Here is a 24,717-nt window from a genome sequence, read left to right on the forward strand (position 1 = left end):
AGCGCATTATACCATGGCGAGATGGGCGCGGCAAGCGCATGGCTTCGCTTGTGTTTTCGTCTGGATTCGGTATAATGACGGTAGGAATTGAACGACGGGGGCGTTGCGCATGGATTTGGGCCTGAAGGGCAAGACGGCCGTGGTGACGGGCGCGAGCAGGGGGATTGGGCTGGCCATTGCGAAGGAGTTCTTGCTGGAGGGGGCGCGCGTGGCGGCTTGCGCGCGCGGGGCGCGGGAGATCGGCGAGGCCGAACGCGCGCTGTCGGCTTACGGCGACATCCGGTTCTTCTTGGTGGATGCCACCGAAGAGGCGCAGGTGTACGGCTTCGCGGACCGCGCAGCCGAGGCCTTTGGCGGGATCGACGCTTGGGTGAACAACGTGGGGGCCACGGTTGTCAAGGAGAGCTGGGAGTTCAGCGCCGCGCAGGTGGATCGCGCGGTCTCGCTGTGCTTCAAAAGCACGCTGTTCGGCGCGCAGGCCGCCTTCCGCCACATGCGCGGTTCGGGCGGCGCGATCGTCAACATCAGCTCCCTCGCGGCCCGCTGTCCCACCGCCGGGCGCAGTACGCTGTACGGCCCAATGAAGGCGGCTGTCAACAACCTGACCGTGACCCTGGCAGGCGAATACGCCGCCTATGGCGTGCGGGTCAACTGCATCATGCCCGGATTCACGCTAACCCCGGCGGTCGAGGACAGTATTGCGGCGGATGAGCTCGACCGCAATGTGCGCGCCACGCTGCTTGGCCGCCCGGCCCGGCCCGAGGAGATCGCGCGGCCAGTGCTGTTCCTTGCCGGCAGCGCGTCTTCCTACATGACTGCGGCGATTGTCGAGGTGTCGGGCGGGCGTGCGGTTACGCTGAATCCCGCCTACTCGCTCGAACGCAAGGCTGGGGAAGGGTCATAAGGCGCGGCGGGCGCGATTCTCCCATAGTGCAAAACACGGTCCCCCAGATTGAGGACGTCCGCAGGAGAATGGGGCGGGGAGAATCCGGAAAAACACAACATTTACCGGGGTTCGGCACAAAATGGACAATTTATAAAATCCAATAAAATAAAAATCAGACGATTTTGTATTTTGCTAATTGACAGAAAATTGTGACGATCGTATAATTGGTATATACGGCCGCCATGGGTGGCTGCAATACAGGACGCGAAAGCGAGGTTTTCACATGGCCATTGAGAACACTGCGAAGATCACGAACAACCCGGGCGTCAACATCAACCGAAACGCCATTGAGCACCGTGCCACTTGGATGGGCCTGATCTACCAGGAGGCGCTGAAGGCGGGTGCCGACGCGGAGGCCATCTGCCGCGCGGCGATCAAGCGCTGCGGCAACATCCACGGCGCGGGCTTCAAGGCCATGTGCGACAACCCGGCGGATGTGCGCCAGTTCCGCACGGCGTTCTTGCCGGAGCTGGGCCTGAACACCTTCGAGATGGAAGTCACCGGCTGCGACGAGGCCAACCTGCACATCGATTTTCACTACTGCGCGCTGGTCAACGCGTGGAAGAAGCTGGGTTTTGACGATGAGACCTGTGCCAAGCTGTGCGACATCGCCATGGACGGCGACCGCGGCATCGCTGAAGCCATGGGTTACACGCTCGATCTGACCGACACCATCGCCAAGGGCTGCGCGACCTGCAAGCTGCATTTCCACAAATAGAAGTCGGCACTTCCATCTGCAAGGGGAATTTGAGCGGCGATGGGCGTCATCCCGCTTGGAGGAATAAAAGGAGGATTCGCATCATGAAAAAACTGCTTGCCATCGTCCTGGCCCTGACGCTCGCGATGAGCGCTTCCGTAGCCCTGGCCGACGTCATCAAGCTGGGCGGCCTCGCGCCTCTGACCGGCACCTACTCCGAGTACGGTAAGGGTTTCAAGATCGCCTTCCAGATGGCGGTTGACGAGATCAACGCGGCCGGCGGCGTGAACGGTCACACGTTCGAGATCGACGTGCAGGACTCCGAGGGCGAGCCGGTCACCAGCACCACGCTGGCCACCCAGTTCGCCGAGAACGACGAGGTCATGGCGCTGCTGGGCGACTTCACCTCGGGCGCGTGCAAGGCCAACGCGGAAATCTGCGACTTGTACGGCATCACCCAACTGTCTCCGACCGCATCCGCGCCCGACTACGCGTCGATGAGCCCGTTCTGCTTCTCGATCATGGGCCGCCAGGACGTGGAAGCACCCTTCCTCGCCAAGTACATCATCAAGAGATACCTGGGCGCCCAGCGCGTGGCCGTGATTCGCGTGGACTCCGACTGGGGCCTGGCCAGCTATGGCAACTTTGAGAAGAAGGCGCTCGAAGAGGGCCTCGAGATCGTGGCGCATGAGACCTATCAGACCGGCGAGACCGACTTTTCCTCGATCGTGACCAAGGTGCGCGCGACGGACCCTGACGTGCTGATCGTGCTCGACCAGGGCAACTCGGTAGCCGCGATCTTCAATCAGGCCGATTCCGACGGTTGGGACATACGCCACGTCGCGTTGGGGCCGGGCACCTCGCAGCAGTTGGTCGATCAGATGCTCAACCCCGACAACCTGATCGTGACCTCCCCGTTCTTCTTTAATGCCGAGGATGCCAAGCTGATGGCCTGGCGCGACGCCTTCATGGCGAAGTCGGGCTTTGCGCCCACGATCCATCCCGCCTGCGCGTATGACACCGTGTACCTGATCGCCGAGGCGGTTCGCGCGATCGGCGACGGCGAGGTCACCCGCCAGGCGATTCGCGATGGGCTGCAGGCAGTCGACTACACGGGCCTGACCGGCAACATCCGGTTCACCCCCGACGGCGACATCCGCCGCGACTACATGATCTGCGGCGTCAAGGACAAGACCTGGGTCATCCTCGAGGGCTTCGAGTACGGCGCGGAGGGGATTTAGCACCCGGCGCAAATTGGAAGCAACTTCCAAGGCGTAACCGATGGGCGAAGGGCGGCGGAGCCGCCCTTCGCCCCGGGGCGCGGCACGCCGCGCGATTGGAGGTTGCCCGGAGGGGACTTCTATGGACTACATACTCAGCCAGCTCATGAACGGCTTGTGCCAGGGGGCGATCTACGCGTTGATGGCCATCGGCTACTCGGTCATCGTCGGCGTGGCGGGCATGGTCACCTTTACGTACGGCGAAATCATGATGATCGGCGCGTTCAGCGCCTACTACATCTTCCTGCTCGTGGGGAAGAGTCTGTGGGTCGCCATTCCCGCCGCCTTCCTCGGTTCCTTCTTAATTGGCATCGTGGTCTACAAGGTGTGCTATGAGCGCTTCTTCAGCGCGCCGCGGCACATCTCGCTGTTGTGCACCATCGGCATCAGCACCTTGCTCAAAAACCTGGCGCAGATCGTGTTCGGGCCGGACACCAAGCCGATTCAGGGCGTCATCGACAACCAGGTGTTCACCTTGCGGCTGTTCGGCGCGGTCGTCAACGTCAAGCTACTCCAAATCGTCATCATCGCGCTGGTCGTCGCGCTGGCGATCCTGCTCACGCTGTTCTTTAACAAGACCAGGTGGGGCGTCATGCTCCGCGCGGTCAGTCAAAATCGCGACGCTTCCTATTTGGTGGGTATAGACGTCAAGCGCGTGACCATGATGGGCAACTCGATCGGCTGCGGCTTCGGCGGCATCGCGGGCATCCTGCTCGCGGTCTACTACTACACCGTCTACTCCACCATGGGCGGCATCTACTCGATCAAGGCGTTTTCGTCCTCGGTGCTGGGCGGGCTCGTCGACCTGCGTTTTTCGGCGCTGGGCGGGCTGTGCCTGGGGGTCATTGAGAATCTGGGCATCACGTTCAGCTCCGCCTCCTTCCGCGACATCTTCGCATTCGGCTTTCTCATCCTCATGTTGATCGTGCGTCCGCAGGGCTTCGCATCGAAGAAAGGAAGCAGAGTATGACAAATGTGATGGCGAAGCTTCGGGGCGAGTGGAAGAAGCCCGCGCAAATCACGATGCTCAGCCTGATCTTCATCGCGCTCGCGCTGTTCCCGCGCGTCGTTTCCCAGACGGTCTATGTGCGCTACGGCTGCAACATCCTGATGTACGCCACGCTCGCCGGCTCGCTCAACGTCATCAACGGCTACTCGGGGCAGATGTGCCTCGGGCAGGCCGGGTTTTTCGCCGTGGGCGCGTACACCTGCGCGATATTGGGCGTGAGGTACGGCATCAGCTTTTGGCTGTGCCTGCCGCTGGCCGGGCTGCTGGGCGCGTTGGTGGGCTACGTGGTCAGCCTGCCCACGCTGAGGCTTCAGGGCATCTACCTGTCGATCGTGACGCTGGGCGCGTCCGAGATCATCCGCATCATCGCCCAGACCTGGACGGACGTCACCGGCGGCTCGATGGGCATCAAGTCGATCCCCAAGCCCGACTTCTTCGGCATGCAGATCTTCAAGCCCAAGGACTATTTCTATATTTTCCTGCTGCTGGGCGCGCTGTTTTTATTCCTGACGGCGCGTGTGCTGAAGTCGCGGTTGGGCCGGGCGTGGATGGCCATCCGCGAGGATCAGATCGCGGCGCGGTCGCTTGGCGTTACGGTCAAGGCCTATAAATCGCTCAACTTCGTGTACGGCGCGTTTTGGGCGGCGGTTGTCGGCGCGGCCTACGCCCCGTTCGTCAACTTCATCGATGCTTCGCAATTCTCGCTGGACACCGGATTCGACGTGTTGGCCATGGTGGTTATCGGCGGGCAGGGCACGCTGGTGGGCCCGATCGTGGGCGCGATGATCGTGACGCTGTTGACCGAAGCGCTGCGCATCCTGGGTTATTGGCGCTACGTGATCTACGCGTTAATCATCATCGGCATGATGTGGCTGCGGCCTCAGGGGTTGGTCGGCACCAGCCGGTCGATGCTGGCCGGCGGGCAGCTGCGCCGCAGGGAAGTCGCCCAAGGGGGTGCCCTCAAATGAGCGAGACGCTTTTGAAAGCCGTGGACGTGTGCAAGTACTTTGCCGGGCTCAAGGCGGTCGAGATGGTCAACATGGAGGTCAGGGAGGGCGATATCTACGGCATCATCGGCCCCAACGGCGCGGGCAAGACCACCTTTTTTAACTGCTGCACCGGTATCTATCCGCCCACCAAGGGCGAGGTGTACCTCGAGGGCGAGCGGATTTCGCGGATGACGCCCGAGCAGATCGCCTGCCGTGGGGTGACGCGCACGTTCCAGAACATCCAGCTGTTCAAGTTTATGAGTGTGCTCGACAACGTCAAGATCGGCTGCCACACGGGCACCCGCACAGGCCTGCTCGACGCGCTGCTGCACACCCGCCGCTACCGCGAAGACGAGCGGTATGCGGTTGAGAAGAGCATCGAGGTGCTCCGCGAGATCGGCATGTATGAGGTCGGCGACGTGATGGCGGGCACGCTGCCCTACGGCATGCAGCGCAAGGTTGAAATCGCGCGCGCGCTGGCGCTGGGCCCGAGGATCCTGCTGCTGGACGAGCCGGCGGCCGGCATGAACCCGCTCGAGACAAAGTCGCTCATGGAGTTCATCAAGATGTTGGGCCGGAAGGGGTATACCATCTTGGTAATTGAGCACGACATGAAGTTCGTCATGAACGCCTGCAATCGCATCTTGGTGCTCAACTTCGGCCAGAAGATCGCCGAGGGCACGCCCGAGGAGATTCGCGCCGATCAGGCGGTGCGCGAGGCCTACTTCGGCAAGGGCCTGATCGTGGAGGGGGTGGGCGAGCGTGCTTAAGATTGAGGACTTGCAGGTGTACTACGGCTACGTCAACGCGCTCAAGGGAATCAGCGTCGAGGTGAACCGGGGCGAGATCATCACACTGATCGGCGCCAACGGCGCGGGCAAGACCACGGCGCTGATGGCGGTGTCGGGGCTCGTGCCCAAGGCGGGCGGCCGGGTGTCGTTCAAGGGCGTCGATATCACGCGCACAGCGCCGAACAAGATCGTGTACATGGGCATATCGCATGTGCCCGAGGGGCGCAAGATATTCCCCGCGCTGTCCGTGCGCGATAACCTGCTGGCCGGGTCGCTCGGAAACCGGTCGTTGACGAAGGCGCGCGTCCAAGCGCTCTACGACGAGGTGTACGCGATGTTCCCGCGCCTCAAGGAGCGGCAGAATCAGGCGGGCGGCTCGCTGTCCGGCGGCGAACAGCAGATGCTGGCGATTGCGCGGGGGCTGATGATGGACCCGGAGCTGCTGATGCTGGACGAGCCGTCGCTGGGGCTGGCCCCGATCGTGGTGGAGGAGATCTTTGAACTGCTGATCCGCATCAACAAGGGCGGCAAGACCATCCTGTTGATCGAGCAAAACGCGTCGATGGCGCTGTCGATCGCCGACCGCGGCTATGTGATGGAGACCGGAAGCATTGCAATGACCGGCAAGGGGCGGGAACTTCTGCGCAACGAAGAGGTCAAACGCGTATACCTGGGCGGCTAATATAATTCTATAGGAGTGATTATCGTATGAAGAAGATCATCAACGCGCCCGACCAGTTTGCGGTTCAGACGGTGGAGGGCATCATCGCGGCCTATGGCGACCGGGTCAAGCTGTTAGGCGGCGATCCGCAGATGTACCTGTCGAACTACGAAGCGCCCGAGGGCAAGGTGGGCATCGTGACCGCGGGCGGCTCGGGGCATTTGCCGGTGTTCCTGGGCTACGTCGGGCAGGGCATGCTGGACGGCTGCGTCGTAGGCAATGTGTTCGCCTCGCCGTCGGCGCAGAAGATGGCCGATGTCATCAAGGCCTGCGACCGCGGGAATGGCGTCGTGTGCCTGTACGGCAACTACGGCGGCGACCGGCTCAACTTCGACATGGCCTGCGAGATGGTCGAGATGGACGACGTCGAGACCCGCACCGTGCTGGTCGCCGACGACATCTGCTCGAGCCCCGAGGCGCAAAAGGACAAGCGCCGCGGCGTGGCCGGCATGGTGTATGCGTTCAAGGTGGCGGGCGCGGCCGCCGAGCGGCTGATGTCGCTCGATGAAGTCGCGGACGTGGCGAGCAGGGCGCTTTCCAACATCCGCACCATGGGCGTCGCGCTCACGCCCTGCATCGTGCCGATGGTGGGCAAGCCCACGTTCTCGATCGCGGACGACGAGATCGAGGTGGGCATGGGCATCCACGGCGAGGCCGGCATCGAGGTGCGCAAGATGATGACGGCCGACGAGATCGCCGACGCCATCATGGAGAAGCTGTTCACCGAGCTTCACCTCGAGGCGGGCGACGAGGTGTCGATCATGGTCAACGGCCTGGGCGCGACGCCGCTCGAGGAGCAGTTGATCGTCTACCGCCGCATCCATCAAATCCTGTCAGCCAAGCTCGTCAGCGTGTTCATGCCGCACATCGGCGAATTCGCCACCTCGATGGAGATGGCCGGGCTGTCGGTGACCATGTTCAAATTGGACGCGCAGATGAAGGAATTGCTGCGCGCGCCGGCGAACACCCCATTTTACACAAACGCGAACAAGTAGGAGGCATTTATGAACCGCGACTCGATCCGGCGCGCCGTCGATTCGGTGTGCGGCATGATGGAGGAAAACAAGGACTACCTGATCTCGCTCGACCAGCAGAACGGCGACGGCGACCTGGGACTGTCGATGGAGGGCGGCTTCTGCGCCGTAAGGGACTTCCTCGCGGCGACCGACGAGCAGGACATGGGCAAGCTGCTCATGAAGTGCGGCGCGGCGTTTAACGAAGCCGCGCCCTCGTCGCTGGGCACCATTTTGTCCTTTGGCTTCATGGGCATGGCCAAGGCGCTCAAGGGGCAGGCGGAGGCCCCGTTTGAGGCGTTCGCGCGCTCGTTCATGGCGGGCGTCGAAAAGATCATGGAGCGCGCGCATTCGAAGCCCGGCGAAAAGACGGTGCTCGACGCGCTGTACCCGGCGGCCGAGGCCTACCTTGCCCGCGCGGACGACCCGGCGGCCGCGCGGGCGGCGGCGGCGCGCGCCGCCGAGGCCGGCAGCGAGTTGACGCGCGGCATGCGCGCCGTGCACGGGCGCGCCGCGTACTACGGCGACAAGTCGATCGGCGTGCTGGACGGCGGCTCCGTCGCGGGCATGCTGATCGTCAAGGGCATCGAACGGGCATTTCAGGAATAAACACAGACGCAGGAGAAGCGAAATGCATGGACAGAGCGGCGTATGACAACTACATCGCCATCCTCGCAAGCGAACTGATCCCCGCGATGGGCTGTACCGAGCCCATCGCGGTGGCGCTCGCGGGCGCGAGGGCGGCTTATGTGCTCGGCGGGGTGCCCGATCACATGGACGTGTATTGCAGCGGCAACATCGTCAAGAACGTCAAGGGCGTGGTGGTGCCCAACTCCGGCGGCCAGATGGGCATCGCGGCGGCGGCGGTGCTGGGCGCGGTGGGCGGCGACTACACATTGGGGCTCGAGGTGATCGAGGGTGCGGGCCCCGCAGCCATTGAAGAGACGCGCCGGTTGGTCGCCGAAGGCATGTGCGACTGCCACCTGGCCGAAAACGAGGGCAGCCTGTACATCCGCGTGGAGGCCGCGCGGGGGGCGGATGTTGCGCGCGTTACGATCCGTACGCGCCACAACCAGTTCGACCACATCAGCCTGAACGGGCAGGTGCTGCTCGAACAAGGCGAGCTGGCGGCCGCGGCCGCGCCGGTGGATAAGGAGCGGCTCAACGTACGCGACATCATCGAGTTCGCCGATCAGCTCGATCCGGACGACGTGCGCGGTCTGCTCGACCGCCAGATCGAGTACAACGCCGCCATCTCGGAGGAGGGGCTGAAAAACGCATGGGGCGCGCAGGTGGGGCGCACGCTGCTGTCGGCGGGCGAGAACTTTGCGAGCCGCGCGGCGGCCAAGGCGGCCGCGGGCAGCGACGCGCGCATGGGCGGCAGCTCGATGCCGGTGGTAATCAACTCGGGCAGCGGCAACCAGGGCATCGCGGTCACCATACCGCTCTATGAATACGCGATGGAAAGAAAAGTGCCCCGGGACAGGCTGTACCGGGCGCTGGCGCTGGCGAACCTGATCTCGATCCACGAGAAGCGCTTCATCGGCAACCTGTCGGCCTACTGCGGCGCGGTCAGCGCGGCCACGGCCTCGGCGGCCGGCATCGCCTACCTGGACGGCGCGAGCTACGAAGTGATCGGCAACACGATCATCAACTCGATCGGCACGATCGGCGGCATGGTGTGCGACGGCGCGAAGTCCTCTTGCGCGTCCAAGGTCGCCAGCGCCGTCAGCACCGCGCTCATGGGCTACGATATGGCGAAGGAAGGCCGCGCGCTCAAGGAGGGCGAGGGCCTGGTCGAGGGCGGCGTCGAGGGCACGATCCGCAACATCGGCCGGCTCGGGTGCGAGGGCATGCGCGCCACCGATGTGGAAATACTCAACATCATGCTGGGCAAACACTGAACGATACGGGGGAATGGAATGGAAGACATCAACAAGCCCACCGGGCTGCGCATCCGCGAGCTGCGCATGCAGCGCCAACTGACGCTCGAGCAGCTCTCGAAGCTGACGGGTGTCAGCGTGAGCATGCTCAGCGCCATCGAACGCGGCCGCAAGAGTCCCACGCTGACCATTTTGAACAAGATCAACAGCGGAATGAAGATTTCACTGTCCGAGTTGTTCGCGTCGCCCGAACGCGAGGTGCGCCGGGTCATCCACAAGCGCGAGATGCGACTGCTCCGGTTTAAGAAGGGCTGTCAACTGCTGGTGATGCTCGAATATGACCCGGCCAACCGCTTCGAGGTGATTCGCCAGGAACTGGCGCCCCATACCAGTTGGGACAGCGCGCCCCACTTTGGCAGCAACCTCTGGGAGCATTGTTTTCCGGTTCAAGGCGACCTGGTGATGCAGGTGAAGGATGAGCGCCATCACGTGGCGGAGGGCGAGGTGTTCAGTTTCATCCCCGACGTGCCCCACGCCTACATCAACGAGACCGACCGGCCGCTGGTGGTGATGCTTATCAACGCGTACCAGTAGACCTAATCGAGCGCCAGCGACAGATAGCCCGGCGCGTCCATTGGCGCGGGCTCGGGGATGAACCAGCGGATCATGCCGAAGGGGGTCGCTTCGGCGTTCGGCTGGGCGCCTGCGGGCAGACGGACGCGGTAAGAAGGAGCGCCTACCGCGCGGTGCAGCAGCGCGAGCGCGGCGGGCACGTCGATGCCGAGGAGCGCCAGCTCGCGCACCAGCACACAATCATCCTCGCGCGACCAGGCGGCGACGCCCTCTCCGCCGCCCAATGTCAGGCGAGCAGCCCCGCCGCCCTCGCCCAAGATGCCCAGCGCGTAGTCGACCGCGCGCTCGTCCCAGCGCGCGTACAGCCCGGCTTGGGCGAAGGCGCGGTCGCGGATGCGCGTGTAGTCGGCGCTTGCGCAGGGCGAGAGCGTCCCCGCATCGGAACAGGGCGGCAGCGCACCGGCGTCGGCGTCGACCACGTTCAGCGCAAAGGCGGTGCGGTAGCCGCGCTTCTCATAATAATCAAACAGGCTCTTCGACGCGGGTACCAGTACGGCCGCGGCTTCGCCGCGCGCGAGGATCAACTCGCCCGCGCGCTCGAGCAATTCGCCGGCGATGCCCCGGCCGCGCCGCTCGGGCGCGGTGGCCACGGCGTAGATGTAGCGCGCGGGGTAGGCCGCATCATTTTGCATGATCGTCAACGGCAGCATCGTCAGCATCCCGCAGATCCGCTCGTCCTCGGCCCAGACCAGCATGTCCTCGTCGCGGTGGCGCAGCGCGAAATGAGCATCCACCGCTTGCGCGCTGTCGCCGAACACCCGCGACCACAGCGGTTTAAGCTGCGCGTAATCCCGGGGCTGCGCCAGGCGGATCACGGGTTCAGGTTGCCCACGAGGATCGCCGTGTATTTCTCGACCAGGTGGTGCGGGTCGTAGGACAGCTTGGCCTTGCGCAGGCCGGGCGCGCCGGTGTCGTCCTCGCGGTTTACGTAGGTGTAATTCATGCAGTTTTCCAATACGAACTGCTTGTTTATCATCGGGTACGCGCCCTGCATGTCGGAGAAAGCCTTCTCAAAGTGCACCAAAAAGGTGTCGTCGTTCAGCGGATCGCCGATCGAAAATGCCACGACCTGGCCGCCGGTGCGGATCAAGCCGCCGGATAGCCTAAGCGCGTCGTAGTTGCGCAGCGCCTGCTCCACGGCGCAGTATTCGTCGCTGAGATCGGCCGCCTGGCGGCGGCTGGCCTCGACGCACCAAGCCATGTTCATCCGCCGCGTCTCCTCGATGTTGGCGGCCGACAACGGCTCATAGGTCCAATCGGGATGGTTTTCGAGGAAGCGGTTGATGTGGTTGCGCTTGGCGGACAGCTTCGAGCCCTTGAGCGTCGCCAGGCGTTCCCGCTCGTAAACGTAGTCGGACCCATCCCGGAAGTCCTCGAACGCGAACCGGCCGGGGTAGGCCGCCTCGAGCCAGTCCTTGTCCTTCTTAAGCACCGTATGGAACTTGAGCGGGACGGACGCGGCGCGCGCGTACAGCGCCATGCGCTCAATCGCCGGCTCAATCGGCCCGCGCCCCGCGGGGAACAGGAACGTCGGATTTTCGGGGTCCGACATCAGCAGCAGCCGGTCGCCGACGCGCGCGATACGGTATTTGTAGACGTGCCGCCACACGAAGCAGCTGGTGAAGTTGTATTCGAGCGACCCCCGTTCGCCCATGGCGAACAGCTCGTCCATCCAGGGCTTGTCGGTCAGCTCGACCTCTTTGTAACGCAATTGGTCGTCGGCGGACAGAACCTCGCCCGTAAGTTGCCTGTCCGCCAATTCGATCTGTTTACAATCTGGCATCAGATACCCGGAACCTCTTTTCATGGTTTTGTTCAGTACCTACCTGAACTATAGCACGTCTTTGTAAAGCACGCAAGTCCTACAGTTTTAGAAGAGCGTCGGGCGTGATGGCCTTGACCGGGAACGGGGCCTCATTCACGGCGGCCAAACTTCGCGGCGGTGAGCTGCATGGCGCATCCTCCCTTCGGCGGCGGTCATTCCGTATCGCCGCCATATACATGCGTTGGCCGCGACCGTGCGGTTTTCTGGGCTTGACGGCGGACGGATCGGGGATTATAATAATGGGGCATACCGGGGAGCTTGTGTGACAGGCTGAGAGGAAACCAGGGGGCTCATGACGACAGCCCCAAAGGTTTCGACCCGCATTACCTGATTTGGATAATGCCAACGCAGGAAACATATGACGTTTTTTGCCGCGACGGTATGTGCACCGTCGCGGTGTTTTTTGGGGAAAGGGGGGAGATTGCACGTGAAAAAACTGCTTCCGGCCGGGGTGTGCCTGGCGCTCGCCGCGCTGTGGGAGGCGCTTGTGCGGCTGATGCGCGTGCCGGCGTACGTGCTGCCGACGCCGTCGGGTATGATTCGGGCGCTGATGGCCGACGCATATGCGCTCGCGGGGCACGCCGGGGTGACCGTGGCGGAGGCCGCTTCCGGTATGCTGATTGCGCTGGTGCTGGCGCTGGCGCTGGGCATATTGATGGACGCGTTTCCCAGCTTTCGCCAAGCGGTATACCCGATCCTCGTGGTGACGCAGACCGTGCCGATGATCGTGCTGGCCCCGATTCTCATCATCTACCTGGGGTTCGGACTCGCGCCGAAAATCCTGACCGTCACGCTGATGTGCTTCTTCCCGATCGCCGTCGGCTTCGCGGACGGGATGCGCGGCACAGGCGCGGATTATGTGAACCTGGTGCGCTCCTACGGCGCGTCCCGGCTGCAGGTGTATGGGTTGGTGAAGATTCCCTATGCGCTGCCGTCGCTGGTTTCCGGGCTCAAGGTGGCGGCCACCTACTCGATCACCGGCGCGGTGGTGGGCGAGTGGGTCGCCTCGCAACAGGGGTTGGGGTACTACCTGTTGCGCGTAAAGAACAGCTATGCGCTGGACAAGATGTTCGCGTGCGTGCTGATTATCGTCGCGCTGTCCATCCTGATGAACGGCGTCGTGGAACTGCTGGGCAGGGCCGCGATGCCACACTTAAGAAGAAAGAAGGTCTTGTCGTGAAGAAAATTGTTTTGCTTGCCGTGCTGACGCTGGCGCTGTGCGTGCCCGCGCTGGCGCAGGAGGATTTGACCGTCATCCTCGATTATGTCGCCAACACCAACCACACCGGCCTGTATGTGGCGCTCGATCAGCTCTGGTATAAAGACGAAGGGCTGGACATTCATATCGTCGAGCCGACCGGGGGCGCGACCGGCACGCTGATCGCCGTGGGTGCGGGTCAGATCGGCATCAGCTATCAGGAGGACGTGACCGTCGCGCGCGCCGCCGAGGAGCCGTTGCCGATTCGCGCGATCGCCGCGATCATTCAGCACAACACATCGGGCTTTGCCAGCTTTGCGGGCCGGGGCATCGCCTCGCCCAAGGATTTCGAGGGCAAGACCTACGCCGGTTGGGGCGGGCCGGGCGAGGAAGCGGTGTTGCGCGCGGTGATGGAGCGCGCAGGCGCGGATTTCAACAAGTTGAATCGGGTCATTTCCGACGGCACGGGCTTCGCTGCGCTCAAGGACCGCGCGGATATCATGTGGTTTTACGAGGCCTGGGACAATGTCAAATGCTCTGTCAACGGCTTTCCGATCGACTACATGCCGATCAAGGACCTCGATCCCCGGCTCGACTACTATACCCCGGTCGTGATTACCAGCGAGGACATGATTGCGAACCGCCCGGACGCGCTGCGCGCCTTCCTGCGCGCGACGACGAGGGGTTATGCGTACGCGGCGGCGCATCCGGACGAGGCGGCGAAGATCCTTGCGAAGTACGCGCCCGATTACGACATCGAGATGCTCACCCAGTCGCAGCGGTACCTGGCGGACAAGTACATTGACGACGCGCCGCGCTTCGGCGAGATGAAGCAAGGCGTGTGGGACGCATATACCGGGTTTTGCCTGGAATACGGCGTGATCGCTCGGACGATCGCCGCCGATCAGCTTTTCACCAACGAGTTCCTGCCCGAAGCGCATGAGCCGTAACATACCGAAGGTCGAATTGCGCGCTGTGTGCTTTCGCTACGAGCGCAAGCCGTTGCTCAAGGATATTTCCTTGCAAGTGGCCGAGGGGGAATTCGTAAGTCTCCTGGGCGCGTCGGGCTGCGGCAAGTCGACGATCCTGAACCTGCTGGCCGGGTACGTCCGTCCGGACGCGGGCAGAGTGCTGGTGGACGGGCAGCCGATCGACGGCGGCAGCGGGCGATTGGCCTACATGCCGCAGAACGATTTGCTGTTGCCGTGGAAGAACATCCTCGAAAACACCTGCCTGTACGGCTGGATTCACGGCGACAGCAAGCGTGCGCGCGAGCGGGCGTCGGCGTTGTTCCCGGCCTTCGGGCTGGCCGGGTACGAGCGCGTCTACCCGAATCAGCTGTCGGGCGGCATGCGCCAGCGCGCCGCGTTTTTGCGCACCGCGCTCTGCGGCGCGGATGTGTTGCTGCTGGACGAGCCGTTCGGGGCGCTGGACGTGATCTCGCGCGGCGACATGCAGGATTGGCTGTCCGCGATGAAGGAGAATCTCAATCGCACCGCGCTCTTGGTGACGCATGATGTGGACGAGGCGATCTATTTGAGCGATCGAATCTACGTGCTGGGCGGCACGCCTACGCGCGTCGTGCGGGAGGTCGAAGTGCGCGAGCAGGAGCGCACGCGCGATTGGCTGTACGACCAAGGGGCGCTGCGGCGGGCGTTATACGCAAGCATCAAGGGGGAAGCCGGGACATGATCGACGCCCACGCCCACTTGGGGGATGAATGGGAAATCGACGCGCGCATTCGCGGCGGCGTGCGCACCCTTATGTGCGGCACCGATCCGGATTCGGCGCGCTCGGTGCTGGCGGTTTGCGCGCAGCGCAAGCTGTTCACGCCCTGCTGCGCGCTGCATCCATGGAAGGCGGGGGCATACGCGGCCGAGGATATGCTGCCATGGCTCGATCAATGCCCGGTCGTGGGCGAGACCGGGTTGGATGCCGCTTGGTGCGATACGCCCATGCGCGCGCAGATCGAGGCGCTGATCTTTAACCTCGACTACGCGCAGCGCACCTTAAAGCCGGTCGTGCTGCACACCAAGGGCGCGGAGCAAGAAGTCGCCCGGATCCTCAGGCCCTATACCGTGCGCAAGCTGGTGCACTGGTATTCCTGCGACCGGCCGCCCTTAGGCTTCCTCGAACAGGATTGCTATTTCACGATCGGGCCGGACGTGCGGACCAACCCCGCCGTGCGCCGTGTGGCCGCGCTCGCGCCGCTGGAGAGGCTGCTGATTGAATCCGACGGCATGGAAGCCGTGCGCTGGGCGCGAAGCGCCCCCGCGCCCGCCGAGGCGCTGCCGGAGGTGCTCCGCGATGAGGCGCGCGCCATCGCCGAGATCCGCGGCATTGCGGCCGAGGCAGCGGAGGCCGCGCTCGAGCGCAATTACGACCGTTTCCTGGGCGGCGCGGGATGAGGCGCAAGCTCATACCCCCGCAAGTCGACGCCCGCTTGGCCCGATAACGGGTATTTGCGCGCCGCGACCGTCTATCGGGCGGGCCGCACCTTTAACGGCGTGCGATCACGAAAGTTCCCATAACTTCCGCGTTTTGTCGAACATTTGCCGATAAAGCCGCGCGCTTTCGCGGCGCGGATGTTTATGATCCAACTGCTTCTGGATGAAACCGTCGTCGTTGTCGATCACATGCGCGCCGACGCGGTCCGTCACCATCTTGTAGTATTTTGAGTCCGCGTACCTGCCGCCGGCCGGCGGCATCAAAAAGCGCACCTCCATTTCGGGCAGATCGAGCGCGACCGGCACCAGCGCGTGGTCAACGACGTATCGGATACTGCCCTGGGCAAGGTCGTCCAGGTATTCGGACGAAAACACCTCGGCGCAAGGGGCGCCGCCGTCCCTGCGCCTGTAGTAGATCGCGATGCGCACATGCTGATCCAGTTCAATCCAACGGTCGCCTCGAAGCGACCACATCTCCATGCCCGGCGCGTTCAAAAGAAGCGCGGGCAGCAGCGTATCGTCCGGCCAATCCGTATGTCCCGCGAAGGCGCATTGCCCGAGGCGGGACGCTTGCCTGTCGACCAGCTCAAGCAGATGGTTCTTTGCGACCGCGTCCTGAAGGGTTTCGAGCCGATCCAGCATGGCCTGTCCGGGATTGTTCCTGGATACGAGCCGCATATTGAGGTCGGTATAGCCTCGCTCCCTCATGGCGTACAGATACTCGACGTGATCCGTGAGGACGTACCTGTCGCCCTCCGACAGCGACCTTGACAGGAAGAAGATGAAATCCTCATCTACGATAAACGAATTGCGTTTCGCGGTATCGCGCACGCGCCGAAACGCGCGCATGAGGAATTGGCCCGGCATCACATGCCAGGGGAAGTTCCAAATCGAGCACGCGGACGTGGCATACAGCCGCGCCGGCATACACCTGAGCAGATGGTCCATGAAATCGCTCCTCCTGTCACTTGATTCCCGTTTGCGTCGGCCAGGATGCGCGGGTGGCCACAGACAACGCGTGAATGACCAATCCGTGAACATTTCTCGCCGTCCGCCGCGCAGAGCCGCCGTAGGGGTGGATAGCATCCGACCGCTCCCGCCGGGCCGCACGCCCCGTTCCATTCCCCTCCCAGGAGGGGTGGCGCGAAGCGACGGGGTGGTAACCTGTTGGCAGGACGGAGGACGCCAGGGCGGTGCCGGGCCGCGCCGGGGGAAATACGAGGCCACGCCCCGCGGGGGCTACCACCCCGCCTGAGGGCCCCCTCCCAGGAGGGGAATGGGAGGCACGCCGAGGAGCTCACCCCGCCTCCGTAGGGGCGGATGGCATCCGCCCGCTCCCGGCGGGCCGCACGGGCGAAGTCATCACGATCAACCCGATGCGCACGTTCATCGCCTTTCCGTATATCACACGCCTCTGCCGACAGGCCGCGAAGGGGATTCCGGCAGCCCTCACGCTTCTTCGCGCACACGGTACTTGACGATGAGCACGAGCACCAAAAGGATTGGAATCGCAAGCGCCGAGGCGGACACGATGACGAACGCATCCTCGTGCATCAACGCATGCCGTTCAGCCTGCCCATGACGAGGAGGATCGCGTCTCCACAAAGCAGCACCCGGCGGCAACCCGCCTGACGCGCGCGTCCTTGAAGCGGACGGCGCGCTTGGACTTTCGCAGGATCGAAACCCCGAAAAAACAACGGGATACAAGCGGGGATCAGGGTGAGCAGCGTTACAATGATTGGGGGCATTGTGGGCTCCTTTGCTCACATAGTACGAATTGCGCTATGCTAAATCGCTGTGCAAATTGTTGAGTACGAAGCACGGGCCGGAAGGAGGATCCGTGGATCCTTCTTCCGGCATTGAAAGGATTACGGATCCTGCAAGCCCAATCTGACGTAAATCACCTCGCCCGCATGCGCCCGCTTCATGCGGCGTTGTCTCAAATTTTCTTGTCGACAGAAACGCTGAAATACCTGCTGGGCTCTTTGAAGGTGCCGCTCCTCGTTTCGGTCGTTGAACCGTCGGGCCATTTCTTATATTGTACGTACTTGCCGGAATATTCCATAAATCTTATGTAATATAGTCGCGTGTTTTCGCTGCTGCGCTCGGGTGGCCCTTTGTAAATCGAGGATGCACTGATGGCACAGGTTATTTTCCCCGCCAAATTGAGCCTGACATAATCGTGATACCCACCGCTTAACGAGGCTGAAAGGCTCGCTGAAAATCGGTAGCCTAGTTCCACCATTTGCCCTTTTGCGACGGAAATCACAAACTCGTCCTTCGCTTTGGATTCCTTCTTTTTGCCCTTTTTTTTGTTGTGCTCTTTTTCAGACACAACATACGGCGGCCCCTGTGCTTCCCCGGCGCGGGCAGATACCGCATCTTTTGCGTCGTCGGCATAGACGACATCGTGTACCGTGATACGCCCGACGCCATCTTCGTCAAAGTCATCGACCAGTTCTTGCAGATCATCGCCGGTTACCTTGCCGATCGCCCTGCCTTCCACATAGACTTGCACGTCTTTCCCTTCTGATGTGCGCACGACCCGCTTCATAGACGGAACGATATCCCCCAAGGAGACCTCGGCGGCAAAAGTAAACGCGGGGACGAAAAGGCATAGCGCCAGCGCACAGCCCATAGTGACAAACATCTTCCTTTTCATGCTTATCTCCTTTCCAAGCGCATCTTTGCTCATACCTACAGTTCTCCATTACGCATCCGAACCACCGGTATCCTCCCATTTTCTCACTGTCATCCCTCCCCTGAATAGACAAATCCAACGACATGGCACGCAAGTTAGGCTTGATCCCCATGAAGCGGAGGATTGTGGCGCTCGAAGAGCGGCTCTCTCAGCGCCGGCACCCACGCATGGCAAATGCGATTCGTCGTCCGCAACATCGCAATCCCCCTGGTACATCGCATAGGACACCAGAACCTTGGGCGGCAACGCGACGTCGAACGCCGCCGGATGCGTCTGCGCATACGCCGCCGCGCACCACAGGAGTAACAAGCAAAGCAGGATGGTCAGCCTCTTCATCAAGCAATCCCCTTCGGTCACATGGTGCAAATCATCACGGCGCCATCTCCCTCACGACCAACGGCTCGCACGTAATGCGCTCGATATCCAATCGCCAGAACCGGGGCGCGCCCGCTTCGCCCGTCGGGTGTCCGCAAAAGATCACGCCGCCGTCGTTGGTCACGCTGTAGCTGTGATTGGATGGGTCATCCGGTTCGGGGATCAAGGCCGTCGGCACCGGTTTCTCACCGCCTTGCCGGGACCATACCTTGCAGCCCGGCTGGTCATCGCCCCAATACGCCTCTGAAAAGCCGTATAGCCTGTTCTCCGACAGCACATAGGCTTCGTCCAACCCAAGTTCCCCCATCGAGAACTGCTCGTCGTCATCGGATATCGAAATCAGGCCCTGATCGTCGATGGAAAACTGTTCAATCAGCGGATGTTTGGCCGGCTTTCCATCCTGCCGAATCGATTCGCGCGCATGTAGGGCAAAGCCCTGCGCCGTGACCACCAGGTATCCCTTACCGTAGGGCAGGATCATCAGGGCCGCCTGCTTTTGCGGCGAGCGGATGACCGGAGCACGCTTGACGGGCAGATCGTGATCCTCGCGGGACACGACCCCGCCCGAGCCGTCGAGCAAAATCAGCTTCTTCGGCCCGACCAGCGCAATCCGATCGATGCCCGGCAGCGGGATCATGGCGAGGATCGCGAAATTGTCCTCGCGGAAATCCCATACCGGCACCAGGTCGTAGCCGGACAATGTGTAGCAGGTGAGCGCGGAGGCATAATCCCTGCATGTCTCGACGAGCAACACGTCTTCGGCATACGGCGCATACCTCCGCACCGCCTCAGCGGAGGCGGCGGGCCGCAAGTGCATGATGAACAGCATCAGCAAAACAGCCAAGGTAAGTTTCGAGATGAAGGATTTCATGCATTGCTCCTTCCATTATATTACAGGATGTGAAGCGGCTCGCAAATCTCAACCGCGCCGAAAAGCCAGGTGATTAATCGAATTTTTCCAGCTCTGCTTTAAGCCCACTTTTTTATCAAAAGTCCCGCCATATCTGGCCCTACTTTTTGATGTTTAGACCCGTAAGTATAAAAATCACCCCCATATCGGAATGTTCTGGAAATTTGTCTAGTCTGCCGGTTGCACCTCCAATAGAGCGGGCCATCATCATTAGGCATGCCTCCCGCTTGCAAACACTGAGATACAAAGTTATCTCTTCCCGCGTATACGCCAATCGCCTCGCTCCGCTGTTTTCTCAATCAACCCGCGCGAATTCCTGCGCGGGGCGAATCGTTACCGGGATTTTTCGTAACAGCGCCCACTTCGGTCGTCCTCGAAACATTTCGTATGACAAGCGCCTGTATTCGTGAAATGCTTTTGCATTGGTCACACCATCTATAAAGACAGGCAAACCGATCCAGATGTATCATTAAAAACAAAATTTAACATAACATTGTCTCTCCCTGACGGCCGCCGCGCCGTTTGATGCCGGCGGATTGCCGCAAAATTCGGCCCACCCTGTTCAAACGATTGCCCCGCTTGCCCGGCGCGGGCGGGTTTGCTATAATGGGCGCGGAGGTGCGCCATGAAGACGATCGCCATCGTGGACGACGACGTATACATCGGGGACATGCTCGAACGGGCGCTTGAGGCGGAAGGCTACCGGGTGCTGCGCGCGTTTTCGGGCACGGAGGCGCTGCTGCTGCTGGGGCGCACCCGGCCCGACCTCGTGCTGCTCGACCTGATGCTGCCGGGCCTGCCGGGCGAGCAAGTGCTGCCGAAGCTCGCCGGCATTCCGGTCATCGTCATAAGCGCGAAGGCTTCCGTGGACGACAAGGTGAACCTGCTGATCTGCGGGGCGGCGGACTATGTCACCAAGCCCTTTGAGGTACGGGAGCTGCTGGCGCGCATCGAGGCGCGGCTGCGCGCGGGCCAACATGACGCGGGCGCGCGCCTCGCGTACCGGGATCTTATGCTGGACGCGGACACGCGCGAGGTGACGGCGGGCGGCGCGAGCGTGCATCTGACCAAGACCGAATTCGCCATCCTCAGGCTGCTGATGCAAAACAGCGCGCAGGTGATCCCCAAGTCGCGTATGCTGGACGGGATCAGCCTGGACACGCCGGACTGCGTGGAGAGCTCGCTCAAGGTGCACGTGAGCAACCTGCGCGGCAAGCTGCGCGCCGCGACCGGCGAGGACTACATCGAGGCGGTGTGGGGGATCGGGTTTAAGATGCGGGAGGCGGGGGCGTAGCGTCGGGCCTTGCCCATTCCCCTCCGAGGCGGGGAATGGGCATATCTTTCCGTTTTATTTACTGTTTCCTTTACCGGGGGCTTGACCATGCGGTGCTACGATAGATCCATCAACCAACAGGAGGCAGTGCATGGAATACGTCCTTCAAGTCGATCATCTGACCAAGCAGTACAAGCACTTCAAGGCGCTCGACGACCTGTCGATGCGCGTTCCCAAGGGGGCCATCTACGGCTTTGTGGGTAAGAATGGCGCGGGCAAGACGACGCTGATCCGCGTCGTCTGCGCTCTGCAAAATCCTACGTCGGGCGAATACCGGCTGTACGGGCGCACGCGCACAGACCGCGATATCGCGCGATCGCGCCGGCGGATGGGCGCGATCATCGAGACGCCGGCGGTCTACCGCGACATGACGGCGGAGGAGAACCTGCGCGCGCAGTACCGGGTGCTCGGGCGGCCCTCGGAAGGCGGCATCGGCGAGCTGCTGGAATTGGTGGGCCTTGGCGATACCGGCAAGAAGAAGGCGAAGGACTTTTCGCTGGGCATGCTTAAGCGGCTGGGCATCGCGGTGGCGCTGGCGGGCGATCCCGACTTTCTCATGCTGGACGAGCCGACGGGCGGGCTCGACCCGCAGGGCATCGTGGAGTTGCGCGAGCTGATCCTGCGGCTGAACCGCGAGCGGCAAATCACCGTGCTGATCTCCAGCCACATCCTGGACGAGCTCTCCCGGCTCGCCACCCACTACGGCTTCATCGACCGGGGACGGCTGGTCAGGGAGGTCGGCGCGAAGGAGATGGAGACTGCCTGCCGCAAGTGCGCGCGGCTGACGGTCAGCGACGTACGGGCGCTTTCGCGCGTGCTGGACGCGCTGGGCGTCGAGTACGCGATCATTTCCGATCATGAGGCCGATGTGTTCGGGGCGTGGAACGTCACGCAGGTGACGCTGGCGCTCGCCCGGGAGGGCTGCGAGGTGCGCGCGATCGCCGAGCGCAACGAGAGCCTGGAGAGCTACTACATTAACCTGATCGGGGGTGGCGCTCATGCGTAAGCTGTTGCGCGCGGATTTCGCGCGGCTCTTTAAGAGCACAAGTTTTTGGATGTGCGTGGCCGCCGTGGCGTTGATCGGGGTTTACGCCTACGGGGAGCAGGCCCTGCACGAGCAAACGGGGCCGCTGGACGACGGGTTCTTCCCTTCCTATGTTTTTGTCGGCTTCGCGCTCGCCGCGTTTTGCGGCGCATTCCTCGGGACCGAATACGCGGACGGCACCATTCGCAACAAGCTGATCACCGGCGGTACCCGCGCGGGCGTATACCTGTCGGGCTTCGTCACCTGCGCCGCGGCGGGGCTGATGATACATCTGGCGTATGCCGCCGTATCGTTGACGGTCGGGCTTGCGCTGCTGGGCGGCTTTCGGATGCCGGTGGCACAGCTTTTGCTGTGGATCGCGCTCGGCTGGCTGGTGCTGGTGGCGTTTGCGGCCATCTTTACGCTGATTGCCATGCTGACGGCCAACCGGACGGCGGTCGTCGTAGTCTGCCTGCTGGGCATGCTGGCGCTCATGACCGTCGCGGGGCGGATCGGCGCGCGCCTGGACGAGCCCAAGTTCAACAGCGGTTTTACGATTACGGAAAACGGCGTGCAGAAAAGCGCAGAAACGCCCAATCCGCTCTACCTGGACGAGCATAAGCGACCGGCCTGGCAACAGGCGCTGGACATCCTGCCGACCGGGCAAATGCTGCAGCTGGCGCGGCGGGAGATACCGAATCCGGGGCGCGTGGCGCTGATCGCAGGCTTATACATTCTGCTGTGCAACGGCTTTGGCGCGTTCCTCTTTAAGGAGAAGGATTTGAAATGATGTACCTGCTTTGCGGCGTTTGCACGCTGATCATTTGCCTGCTGTCGGGCAAGATTGCTTCCATGCGCCGGGCGGCGGATGAACTGAGCGCTGCGTTCGCCGCAAGGCTGAAAGACGATACCAACGTCGGCATCGACATCTCGACCGCCGACCGCAAGCTGCGCGCGCTGGCGCGGGACATCGACCGGGCGCTGAAGGATTTGCGCAAGGCGCGGCTGCGCTACGAGGCGGGCGACCGCGGGCTCACCGAGGCGGTGACCAACATATCGCACGACCTGCGCACGCCGTTGGCCGCGATTTGCGGCCATCTGGAGCTACTGCGCCGGGCAGAGCTGCCGGAGGAAGTGCGGGCGCAGCTGAACATCATCGAAAACCGGGCGGAGGCGCTCAAGGCGTTGACCGAGGAGCTGTTCCGCTACTCGGTGGTGCGCTCGACCGATTTCTCGGGCGAGCGGGAGCGCGTGAGCCTGAACCAGGCGATTGAGGAATGCGTCGCCGACCATTATCACGCGCTGCGCGGGCGGAACATGGAGCCGGTGATTTCGCTGCCCGAAACGCCGGTCGAACGTATGATGAGCCGTGCGGCGCTCGCGCGCGTACTGGGCAACGTCATGGGAAATGCCGTGAAATATTCGGGCGGCGATTTGCGGATCGCGCTGTCGAAGGACGGCGTGATCCTGTTTTCCAACCGTGCGGAAGGGCTGGACGAGGTGAGCGTCAGGCGGCTTTTCGAACGTTTTTATACGATCGAGACCGGTCGCGGCGGCGGCACCGGGCTGGGGCTGTCGATCGCGCGGGCGCTTACCGATCAGCTGGGCGGCACGATCGACGCGTCCGCCGCGGACGGCGTGCTGTCGGTGGAAATCTGCTTTCCCGGCTCGAACGACTGAAGCATCGCGTCCTTCATGGCATAGAAGGCATCCATGTCGGGGGCGAGCGAACGGTTGACGGTGAAGGTGATCGCGTAGAGCGTCGTGCCTTCGCACAAAAGCGCCTGCTCCATCAATATGTCCGCGTCCATCAGCGTATAGCTGCCGCCCGCGAGCACGAACGCGCGCTCGCCCATCACGGCCACGCTCGGCGCGCCGTCGGGCGCGTAGCCGGGAAACAGGCGCGCATACTGCGCGCGCATGTCCGGCACCATTGCCTTGACCGTCGCGGTGGACTGGTGGGTCGGCAGTTGCTGGTAGGTCACGTTTACATTGATCGAGGCGTCGGGCGCGATGCACAGCATCATGTCGGCGTCTACGATTTGCCGCTTGTAGGCGGCGAGCTTGGATGCGTCCATGCCCTCGATCGCCACCTCACCGCTGGCCAGCGCGTCCAGGAAGTGATCGATGCTCTGCGAAGGCAGCAAGGTCCACGCGGCCGGGAAGCCGATCCGGTAGCCGTCCCGCTCGTTTTGGTATTCGCCGTACTCGGGTTCGGCGATGTCGGGTTCGGCGATGCCGGGTTCGGGGGCGTCGGGTTTGACGGGGCTGGGTATGGGATCCTCGGGCTCGAAGGACTCCGGTTCGACGGATACCGGCGCGTCATATGCCTGCGCCGGCTCGGCCAGCGCGGGGGTCCGGGCCAGCAGCAGAATGAACAGCGCGCAAAGCAGCTTCTTCATGGGATGTCTGCCTCCTTTGGATTGCTCGTTTGATCCGGTTGCGGCGCGCGGGGCCCCCATTGCTTTCTCGCGAGGGGAATGGGTTCCGCATCACGCGCCCGCGTGTTGCTTCAACCGCCGGATGGCCTCGACGTAGCCCTCAAAGCCTTGCCCCTGAATGGTATCGATGCAGGCCATCCGCACATAGGATACCTGCCGGAAGTCCTCGCGGCGGCTGACGTCCGAGATGTGCACCTCGATCGCGGGCAGGCTCACCGCCTTGAGCGCGTCCAGTAGCGCGACGCTGGTGTGGGTGTAGGCGGCCGGGTTGATTACGATGCCGTCGAAGCGCCCATAGGCTGCTTGAATCCTGTCCACCAGCGCGCCCTCGTGATTGGATTGGTAAATCTCTACTTCGACGTTTTGCGCCGCCGCCTCGCGCTCGATCAGCTTACACAGCGCGGCGTAGTCGCGATGCCCGTACAGATCGGGCTCGCGCAGCCCCAGCAGGTTCAGGTTGGGCCCGTTGAGGACCAGTATCTTCATATCCGTCGTCGCCTC

At 62.7% G+C, this 24,717-nt stretch carries 27 protein-coding genes and 1 riboswitch; of the genes, 19 read left to right on the forward strand and 8 right to left on the reverse strand.

The window, feature by feature from the left end:
* The first annotated feature begins 109 nt into the window (after nucleotides 1-109).
* From ACH6CV_RS06605 to ACH6CV_RS06655, 11 genes are all read left to right on the forward strand, one after another.
* A complete protein-coding gene (locus ACH6CV_RS06605) occupies nucleotides 110-904 on the forward strand; it encodes an SDR family NAD(P)-dependent oxidoreductase (protein ID WP_456357386.1) in 795 nt (264 codons plus the stop codon).
* Between the two features lie 265 nt (nucleotides 905-1,169).
* Nucleotides 1,170-1,664, forward strand: a complete 495-nt coding sequence (locus ACH6CV_RS06610) for an L-2-amino-thiazoline-4-carboxylic acid hydrolase (RefSeq protein ID WP_456357387.1) — start codon at nucleotides 1,170-1,172, stop codon at nucleotides 1,662-1,664.
* A gap of 83 nt (nucleotides 1,665-1,747) precedes the next feature.
* Nucleotides 1,748-2,884, forward strand: coding sequence for an ABC transporter substrate-binding protein (locus tag ACH6CV_RS06615; RefSeq protein WP_456357388.1), 1,137 nt, complete (start codon nucleotides 1,748-1,750; stop codon nucleotides 2,882-2,884).
* A gap of 121 nt (nucleotides 2,885-3,005) precedes the next feature.
* Nucleotides 3,006-3,893 (forward strand): branched-chain amino acid ABC transporter permease, encoded by an 888-nt coding sequence (locus ACH6CV_RS06620; RefSeq protein ID WP_456357389.1) that lies wholly within the window; start codon nucleotides 3,006-3,008, stop codon nucleotides 3,891-3,893.
* Nucleotides 3,890-4,900 carry a branched-chain amino acid ABC transporter permease gene (locus ACH6CV_RS06625; RefSeq protein WP_456357390.1) on the forward strand — a complete coding sequence of 337 codons (1,011 nt, stop codon included), beginning with the start codon at nucleotides 3,890-3,892 and terminating at the stop codon, nucleotides 4,898-4,900. Before ACH6CV_RS06620 ends, ACH6CV_RS06625 begins: the two co-directional genes overlap by 4 nt.
* On the forward strand, nucleotides 4,897-5,691 hold the full coding sequence (locus ACH6CV_RS06630; RefSeq protein ID WP_456357391.1) for an ABC transporter ATP-binding protein: 795 nt from the start codon (nucleotides 4,897-4,899) through the stop codon (nucleotides 5,689-5,691). The genes ACH6CV_RS06625 and ACH6CV_RS06630 overlap by 4 nt, the downstream gene beginning before the upstream one ends.
* Nucleotides 5,684-6,394 carry an ABC transporter ATP-binding protein gene (locus tag ACH6CV_RS06635; RefSeq protein WP_456357392.1) on the forward strand — a complete coding sequence of 237 codons (711 nt, stop codon included), beginning with the start codon at nucleotides 5,684-5,686 and terminating at the stop codon, nucleotides 6,392-6,394. The genes ACH6CV_RS06630 and ACH6CV_RS06635 overlap by 8 nt, the downstream gene beginning before the upstream one ends.
* Nucleotides 6,395-6,420: 26 nt before the next feature.
* On the forward strand, nucleotides 6,421-7,428 hold the full coding sequence (locus tag ACH6CV_RS06640; RefSeq protein WP_456357393.1) for a dihydroxyacetone kinase subunit DhaK: 1,008 nt from the start codon (nucleotides 6,421-6,423) through the stop codon (nucleotides 7,426-7,428).
* A gap of 9 nt (nucleotides 7,429-7,437) precedes the next feature.
* A complete protein-coding gene (locus tag ACH6CV_RS06645) occupies nucleotides 7,438-8,055 on the forward strand; it encodes a dihydroxyacetone kinase subunit L (RefSeq protein ID WP_456357394.1) in 618 nt (205 codons plus the stop codon).
* A gap of 26 nt (nucleotides 8,056-8,081) precedes the next feature.
* Entirely contained in the window at nucleotides 8,082-9,350 is a 1,269-nt protein-coding gene (locus ACH6CV_RS06650) for an L-cysteine desulfidase family protein (RefSeq protein ID WP_456357395.1), read from the forward strand.
* An 18-nt stretch (nucleotides 9,351-9,368) separates the two neighbouring features.
* Nucleotides 9,369-9,923 (forward strand): helix-turn-helix domain-containing protein, encoded by a 555-nt coding sequence (locus ACH6CV_RS06655; RefSeq protein WP_456357396.1) that lies wholly within the window; start codon nucleotides 9,369-9,371, stop codon nucleotides 9,921-9,923.
* A gap of 2 nt (nucleotides 9,924-9,925) precedes the next feature.
* Here ACH6CV_RS06655 and ACH6CV_RS06660 read toward each other — a convergent pair whose 3' ends face one another.
* Both ACH6CV_RS06660 and ACH6CV_RS06665 read right to left on the reverse strand, forming a co-directional pair.
* Nucleotides 9,926-10,777 carry a GNAT family N-acetyltransferase gene (locus ACH6CV_RS06660; RefSeq protein WP_456357397.1) on the reverse strand — a complete coding sequence of 284 codons (852 nt, stop codon included), beginning with the start codon at nucleotides 10,775-10,777 and terminating at the stop codon, nucleotides 9,926-9,928.
* Entirely contained in the window at nucleotides 10,774-11,745 is a 972-nt protein-coding gene (locus tag ACH6CV_RS06665) for a DUF2156 domain-containing protein (protein ID WP_456357398.1), read from the reverse strand. The genes ACH6CV_RS06660 and ACH6CV_RS06665 overlap by 4 nt, the downstream gene beginning before the upstream one ends.
* Before the next feature lie 282 nt (nucleotides 11,746-12,027).
* A riboswitch (TPP riboswitch) is annotated at nucleotides 12,028-12,158 on the forward strand.
* Nucleotides 12,159-12,214: 56 nt separating this feature from the next.
* On the opposite strand from ACH6CV_RS06665, the gene ACH6CV_RS06670 reads away from it, so the two are divergent.
* From ACH6CV_RS06670 to ACH6CV_RS06685, 4 genes are read left to right on the forward strand one after another with little or no spacing between them, the layout of a single operon-like run.
* Nucleotides 12,215-12,967 (forward strand): ABC transporter permease, encoded by a 753-nt coding sequence (locus ACH6CV_RS06670; protein ID WP_456357399.1) that lies wholly within the window; start codon nucleotides 12,215-12,217, stop codon nucleotides 12,965-12,967.
* A gap of 5 nt (nucleotides 12,968-12,972) precedes the next feature.
* Entirely contained in the window at nucleotides 12,973-13,935 is a 963-nt protein-coding gene (locus tag ACH6CV_RS06675) for an ABC transporter substrate-binding protein (RefSeq protein ID WP_456357442.1), read from the forward strand.
* Nucleotides 13,925-14,677, forward strand: a complete 753-nt coding sequence (locus ACH6CV_RS06680; protein ID WP_456357400.1) for an ABC transporter ATP-binding protein — start codon at nucleotides 13,925-13,927, stop codon at nucleotides 14,675-14,677. The genes ACH6CV_RS06675 and ACH6CV_RS06680 overlap by 11 nt, the downstream gene beginning before the upstream one ends.
* On the forward strand, nucleotides 14,674-15,393 hold the full coding sequence (locus tag ACH6CV_RS06685; RefSeq protein WP_456357401.1) for a TatD family hydrolase: 720 nt from the start codon (nucleotides 14,674-14,676) through the stop codon (nucleotides 15,391-15,393). The genes ACH6CV_RS06680 and ACH6CV_RS06685 overlap by 4 nt, the downstream gene beginning before the upstream one ends.
* A gap of 105 nt (nucleotides 15,394-15,498) precedes the next feature.
* Here ACH6CV_RS06685 and ACH6CV_RS06690 read toward each other — a convergent pair whose 3' ends face one another.
* The 4 genes from ACH6CV_RS06690 to ACH6CV_RS06705 all read right to left on the reverse strand — a co-directional run bounded on the left by ACH6CV_RS06690 (nucleotide 15,499) and on the right by ACH6CV_RS06705 (nucleotide 19,717).
* Nucleotides 15,499-16,380 carry a hypothetical protein gene (locus tag ACH6CV_RS06690; protein ID WP_456357402.1) on the reverse strand — a complete coding sequence of 294 codons (882 nt, stop codon included), beginning with the start codon at nucleotides 16,378-16,380 and terminating at the stop codon, nucleotides 15,499-15,501.
* Nucleotides 16,381-17,371: 991 nt separating this feature from the next.
* Nucleotides 17,372-18,127 (reverse strand): hypothetical protein, encoded by a 756-nt coding sequence (locus tag ACH6CV_RS06695; protein ID WP_456357403.1) that lies wholly within the window; start codon nucleotides 18,125-18,127, stop codon nucleotides 17,372-17,374.
* 376 nt (nucleotides 18,128-18,503) lie between these two features.
* Complete coding sequence (locus ACH6CV_RS06700) at nucleotides 18,504-19,379, reverse strand: hypothetical protein (protein WP_456357404.1); 876 nt, start codon at nucleotides 19,377-19,379, stop codon at nucleotides 18,504-18,506.
* A gap of 98 nt (nucleotides 19,380-19,477) precedes the next feature.
* Nucleotides 19,478-19,717 carry an amidase domain-containing protein gene (locus tag ACH6CV_RS06705; RefSeq protein WP_456357405.1) on the reverse strand — a complete coding sequence of 80 codons (240 nt, stop codon included), beginning with the start codon at nucleotides 19,715-19,717 and terminating at the stop codon, nucleotides 19,478-19,480.
* Nucleotides 19,718-20,043: 326 nt separating this feature from the next.
* On the opposite strand from ACH6CV_RS06705, the gene ACH6CV_RS06710 reads away from it, so the two are divergent.
* From ACH6CV_RS06710 to ACH6CV_RS06725, 4 genes are all read left to right on the forward strand, one after another.
* Entirely contained in the window at nucleotides 20,044-20,712 is a 669-nt protein-coding gene (locus ACH6CV_RS06710) for a response regulator transcription factor (protein WP_456357406.1), read from the forward strand.
* Between the two features lie 130 nt (nucleotides 20,713-20,842).
* Nucleotides 20,843-21,757 carry an ATP-binding cassette domain-containing protein gene (locus ACH6CV_RS06715; protein WP_456357407.1) on the forward strand — a complete coding sequence of 305 codons (915 nt, stop codon included), beginning with the start codon at nucleotides 20,843-20,845 and terminating at the stop codon, nucleotides 21,755-21,757.
* Nucleotides 21,750-22,565 carry an ABC transporter permease subunit gene (locus tag ACH6CV_RS06720; protein ID WP_456357408.1) on the forward strand — a complete coding sequence of 272 codons (816 nt, stop codon included), beginning with the start codon at nucleotides 21,750-21,752 and terminating at the stop codon, nucleotides 22,563-22,565. Before ACH6CV_RS06715 ends, ACH6CV_RS06720 begins: the two co-directional genes overlap by 8 nt.
* Entirely contained in the window at nucleotides 22,562-23,455 is an 894-nt protein-coding gene (locus ACH6CV_RS06725; protein ID WP_456357409.1) for a sensor histidine kinase, read from the forward strand. Before ACH6CV_RS06720 ends, ACH6CV_RS06725 begins: the two co-directional genes overlap by 4 nt.
* Here the strand turns inward: ACH6CV_RS06725 and ACH6CV_RS06730 are convergent.
* Together ACH6CV_RS06730 and aroQ are read right to left on the reverse strand one after the other, a co-directional pair.
* Nucleotides 23,374-24,177, reverse strand: a complete 804-nt coding sequence (locus ACH6CV_RS06730) for a hypothetical protein (RefSeq protein WP_456357410.1) — start codon at nucleotides 24,175-24,177, stop codon at nucleotides 23,374-23,376. The two genes, ACH6CV_RS06725 and ACH6CV_RS06730, sit on opposite strands and share 82 nt — an antisense overlap.
* Before the next feature lie 90 nt (nucleotides 24,178-24,267).
* Nucleotides 24,268-24,702, reverse strand: a complete 435-nt coding sequence (gene aroQ, locus ACH6CV_RS06735) for a type II 3-dehydroquinate dehydratase (protein WP_456357411.1) — start codon at nucleotides 24,700-24,702, stop codon at nucleotides 24,268-24,270.
* Nucleotides 24,703-24,717: the final 15 nt, after the last annotated feature.

The sequence above is a fragment of the Anaerozeibacter quisquiliarum genome (assembly GCF_051162045.1).
Taxonomy (GTDB): domain Bacteria; phylum Bacillota; class Clostridia; order Christensenellales; family Aristaeellaceae; genus Anaerozeibacter; species Anaerozeibacter quisquiliarum.

What these genes read in the sequence shown, in the direction of transcription:
- ACH6CV_RS06605 (WP_456357386.1), top strand. Translation starts at nt 110, where the DNA reads ATGGATTTGGGCCTGAAGGGCAAGACGGCCGTGGTGACGGGCGCGAGC.
- ACH6CV_RS06610 (WP_456357387.1), top strand. Translation starts at nt 1,170, where the DNA reads ATGGCCATTGAGAACACTGCGAAGATCACGAACAACCCGGGCGTCAAC.
- ACH6CV_RS06615 (WP_456357388.1), top strand. Translation starts at nt 1,748, where the DNA reads ATGAAAAAACTGCTTGCCATCGTCCTGGCCCTGACGCTCGCGATGAGC.
- ACH6CV_RS06620 (WP_456357389.1), top strand. Translation starts at nt 3,006, where the DNA reads ATGGACTACATACTCAGCCAGCTCATGAACGGCTTGTGCCAGGGGGCG.
- ACH6CV_RS06625 (WP_456357390.1), top strand. Translation starts at nt 3,890, where the DNA reads ATGACAAATGTGATGGCGAAGCTTCGGGGCGAGTGGAAGAAGCCCGCG.
- ACH6CV_RS06630 (WP_456357391.1), top strand. Translation starts at nt 4,897, where the DNA reads ATGAGCGAGACGCTTTTGAAAGCCGTGGACGTGTGCAAGTACTTTGCC.
- ACH6CV_RS06640 (WP_456357393.1), top strand. Translation starts at nt 6,421, where the DNA reads ATGAAGAAGATCATCAACGCGCCCGACCAGTTTGCGGTTCAGACGGTG.
- ACH6CV_RS06645 (WP_456357394.1), top strand. Translation starts at nt 7,438, where the DNA reads ATGAACCGCGACTCGATCCGGCGCGCCGTCGATTCGGTGTGCGGCATG.
- ACH6CV_RS06650 (WP_456357395.1), top strand. Translation starts at nt 8,082, where the DNA reads ATGGACAGAGCGGCGTATGACAACTACATCGCCATCCTCGCAAGCGAA.
- ACH6CV_RS06655 (WP_456357396.1), top strand. Translation starts at nt 9,369, where the DNA reads ATGGAAGACATCAACAAGCCCACCGGGCTGCGCATCCGCGAGCTGCGC.
- ACH6CV_RS06665 (WP_456357398.1), bottom strand. Translation starts at nt 11,745, where the DNA reads ATGCCAGATTGTAAACAGATCGAATTGGCGGACAGGCAACTTACGGGC.
- ACH6CV_RS06680 (WP_456357400.1), top strand. Translation starts at nt 13,925, where the DNA reads ATGAGCCGTAACATACCGAAGGTCGAATTGCGCGCTGTGTGCTTTCGC.
- ACH6CV_RS06685 (WP_456357401.1), top strand. Translation starts at nt 14,674, where the DNA reads ATGATCGACGCCCACGCCCACTTGGGGGATGAATGGGAAATCGACGCG.
- ACH6CV_RS06690 (WP_456357402.1), bottom strand. Translation starts at nt 16,380, where the DNA reads ATGGACCATCTGCTCAGGTGTATGCCGGCGCGGCTGTATGCCACGTCC.
- ACH6CV_RS06695 (WP_456357403.1), bottom strand. Translation starts at nt 18,127, where the DNA reads ATGAGCAAAGATGCGCTTGGAAAGGAGATAAGCATGAAAAGGAAGATG.
- ACH6CV_RS06700 (WP_456357404.1), bottom strand. Translation starts at nt 19,379, where the DNA reads ATGAAATCCTTCATCTCGAAACTTACCTTGGCTGTTTTGCTGATGCTG.
- ACH6CV_RS06710 (WP_456357406.1), top strand. Translation starts at nt 20,044, where the DNA reads ATGAAGACGATCGCCATCGTGGACGACGACGTATACATCGGGGACATG.
- ACH6CV_RS06715 (WP_456357407.1), top strand. Translation starts at nt 20,843, where the DNA reads ATGGAATACGTCCTTCAAGTCGATCATCTGACCAAGCAGTACAAGCAC.
- ACH6CV_RS06720 (WP_456357408.1), top strand. Translation starts at nt 21,750, where the DNA reads ATGCGTAAGCTGTTGCGCGCGGATTTCGCGCGGCTCTTTAAGAGCACA.
- ACH6CV_RS06725 (WP_456357409.1), top strand. Translation starts at nt 22,562, where the DNA reads ATGATGTACCTGCTTTGCGGCGTTTGCACGCTGATCATTTGCCTGCTG.
- ACH6CV_RS06730 (WP_456357410.1), bottom strand. Translation starts at nt 24,177, where the DNA reads ATGAAGAAGCTGCTTTGCGCGCTGTTCATTCTGCTGCTGGCCCGGACC.
- aroQ (WP_456357411.1), bottom strand. Translation starts at nt 24,702, where the DNA reads ATGAAGATACTGGTCCTCAACGGGCCCAACCTGAACCTGCTGGGGCTG.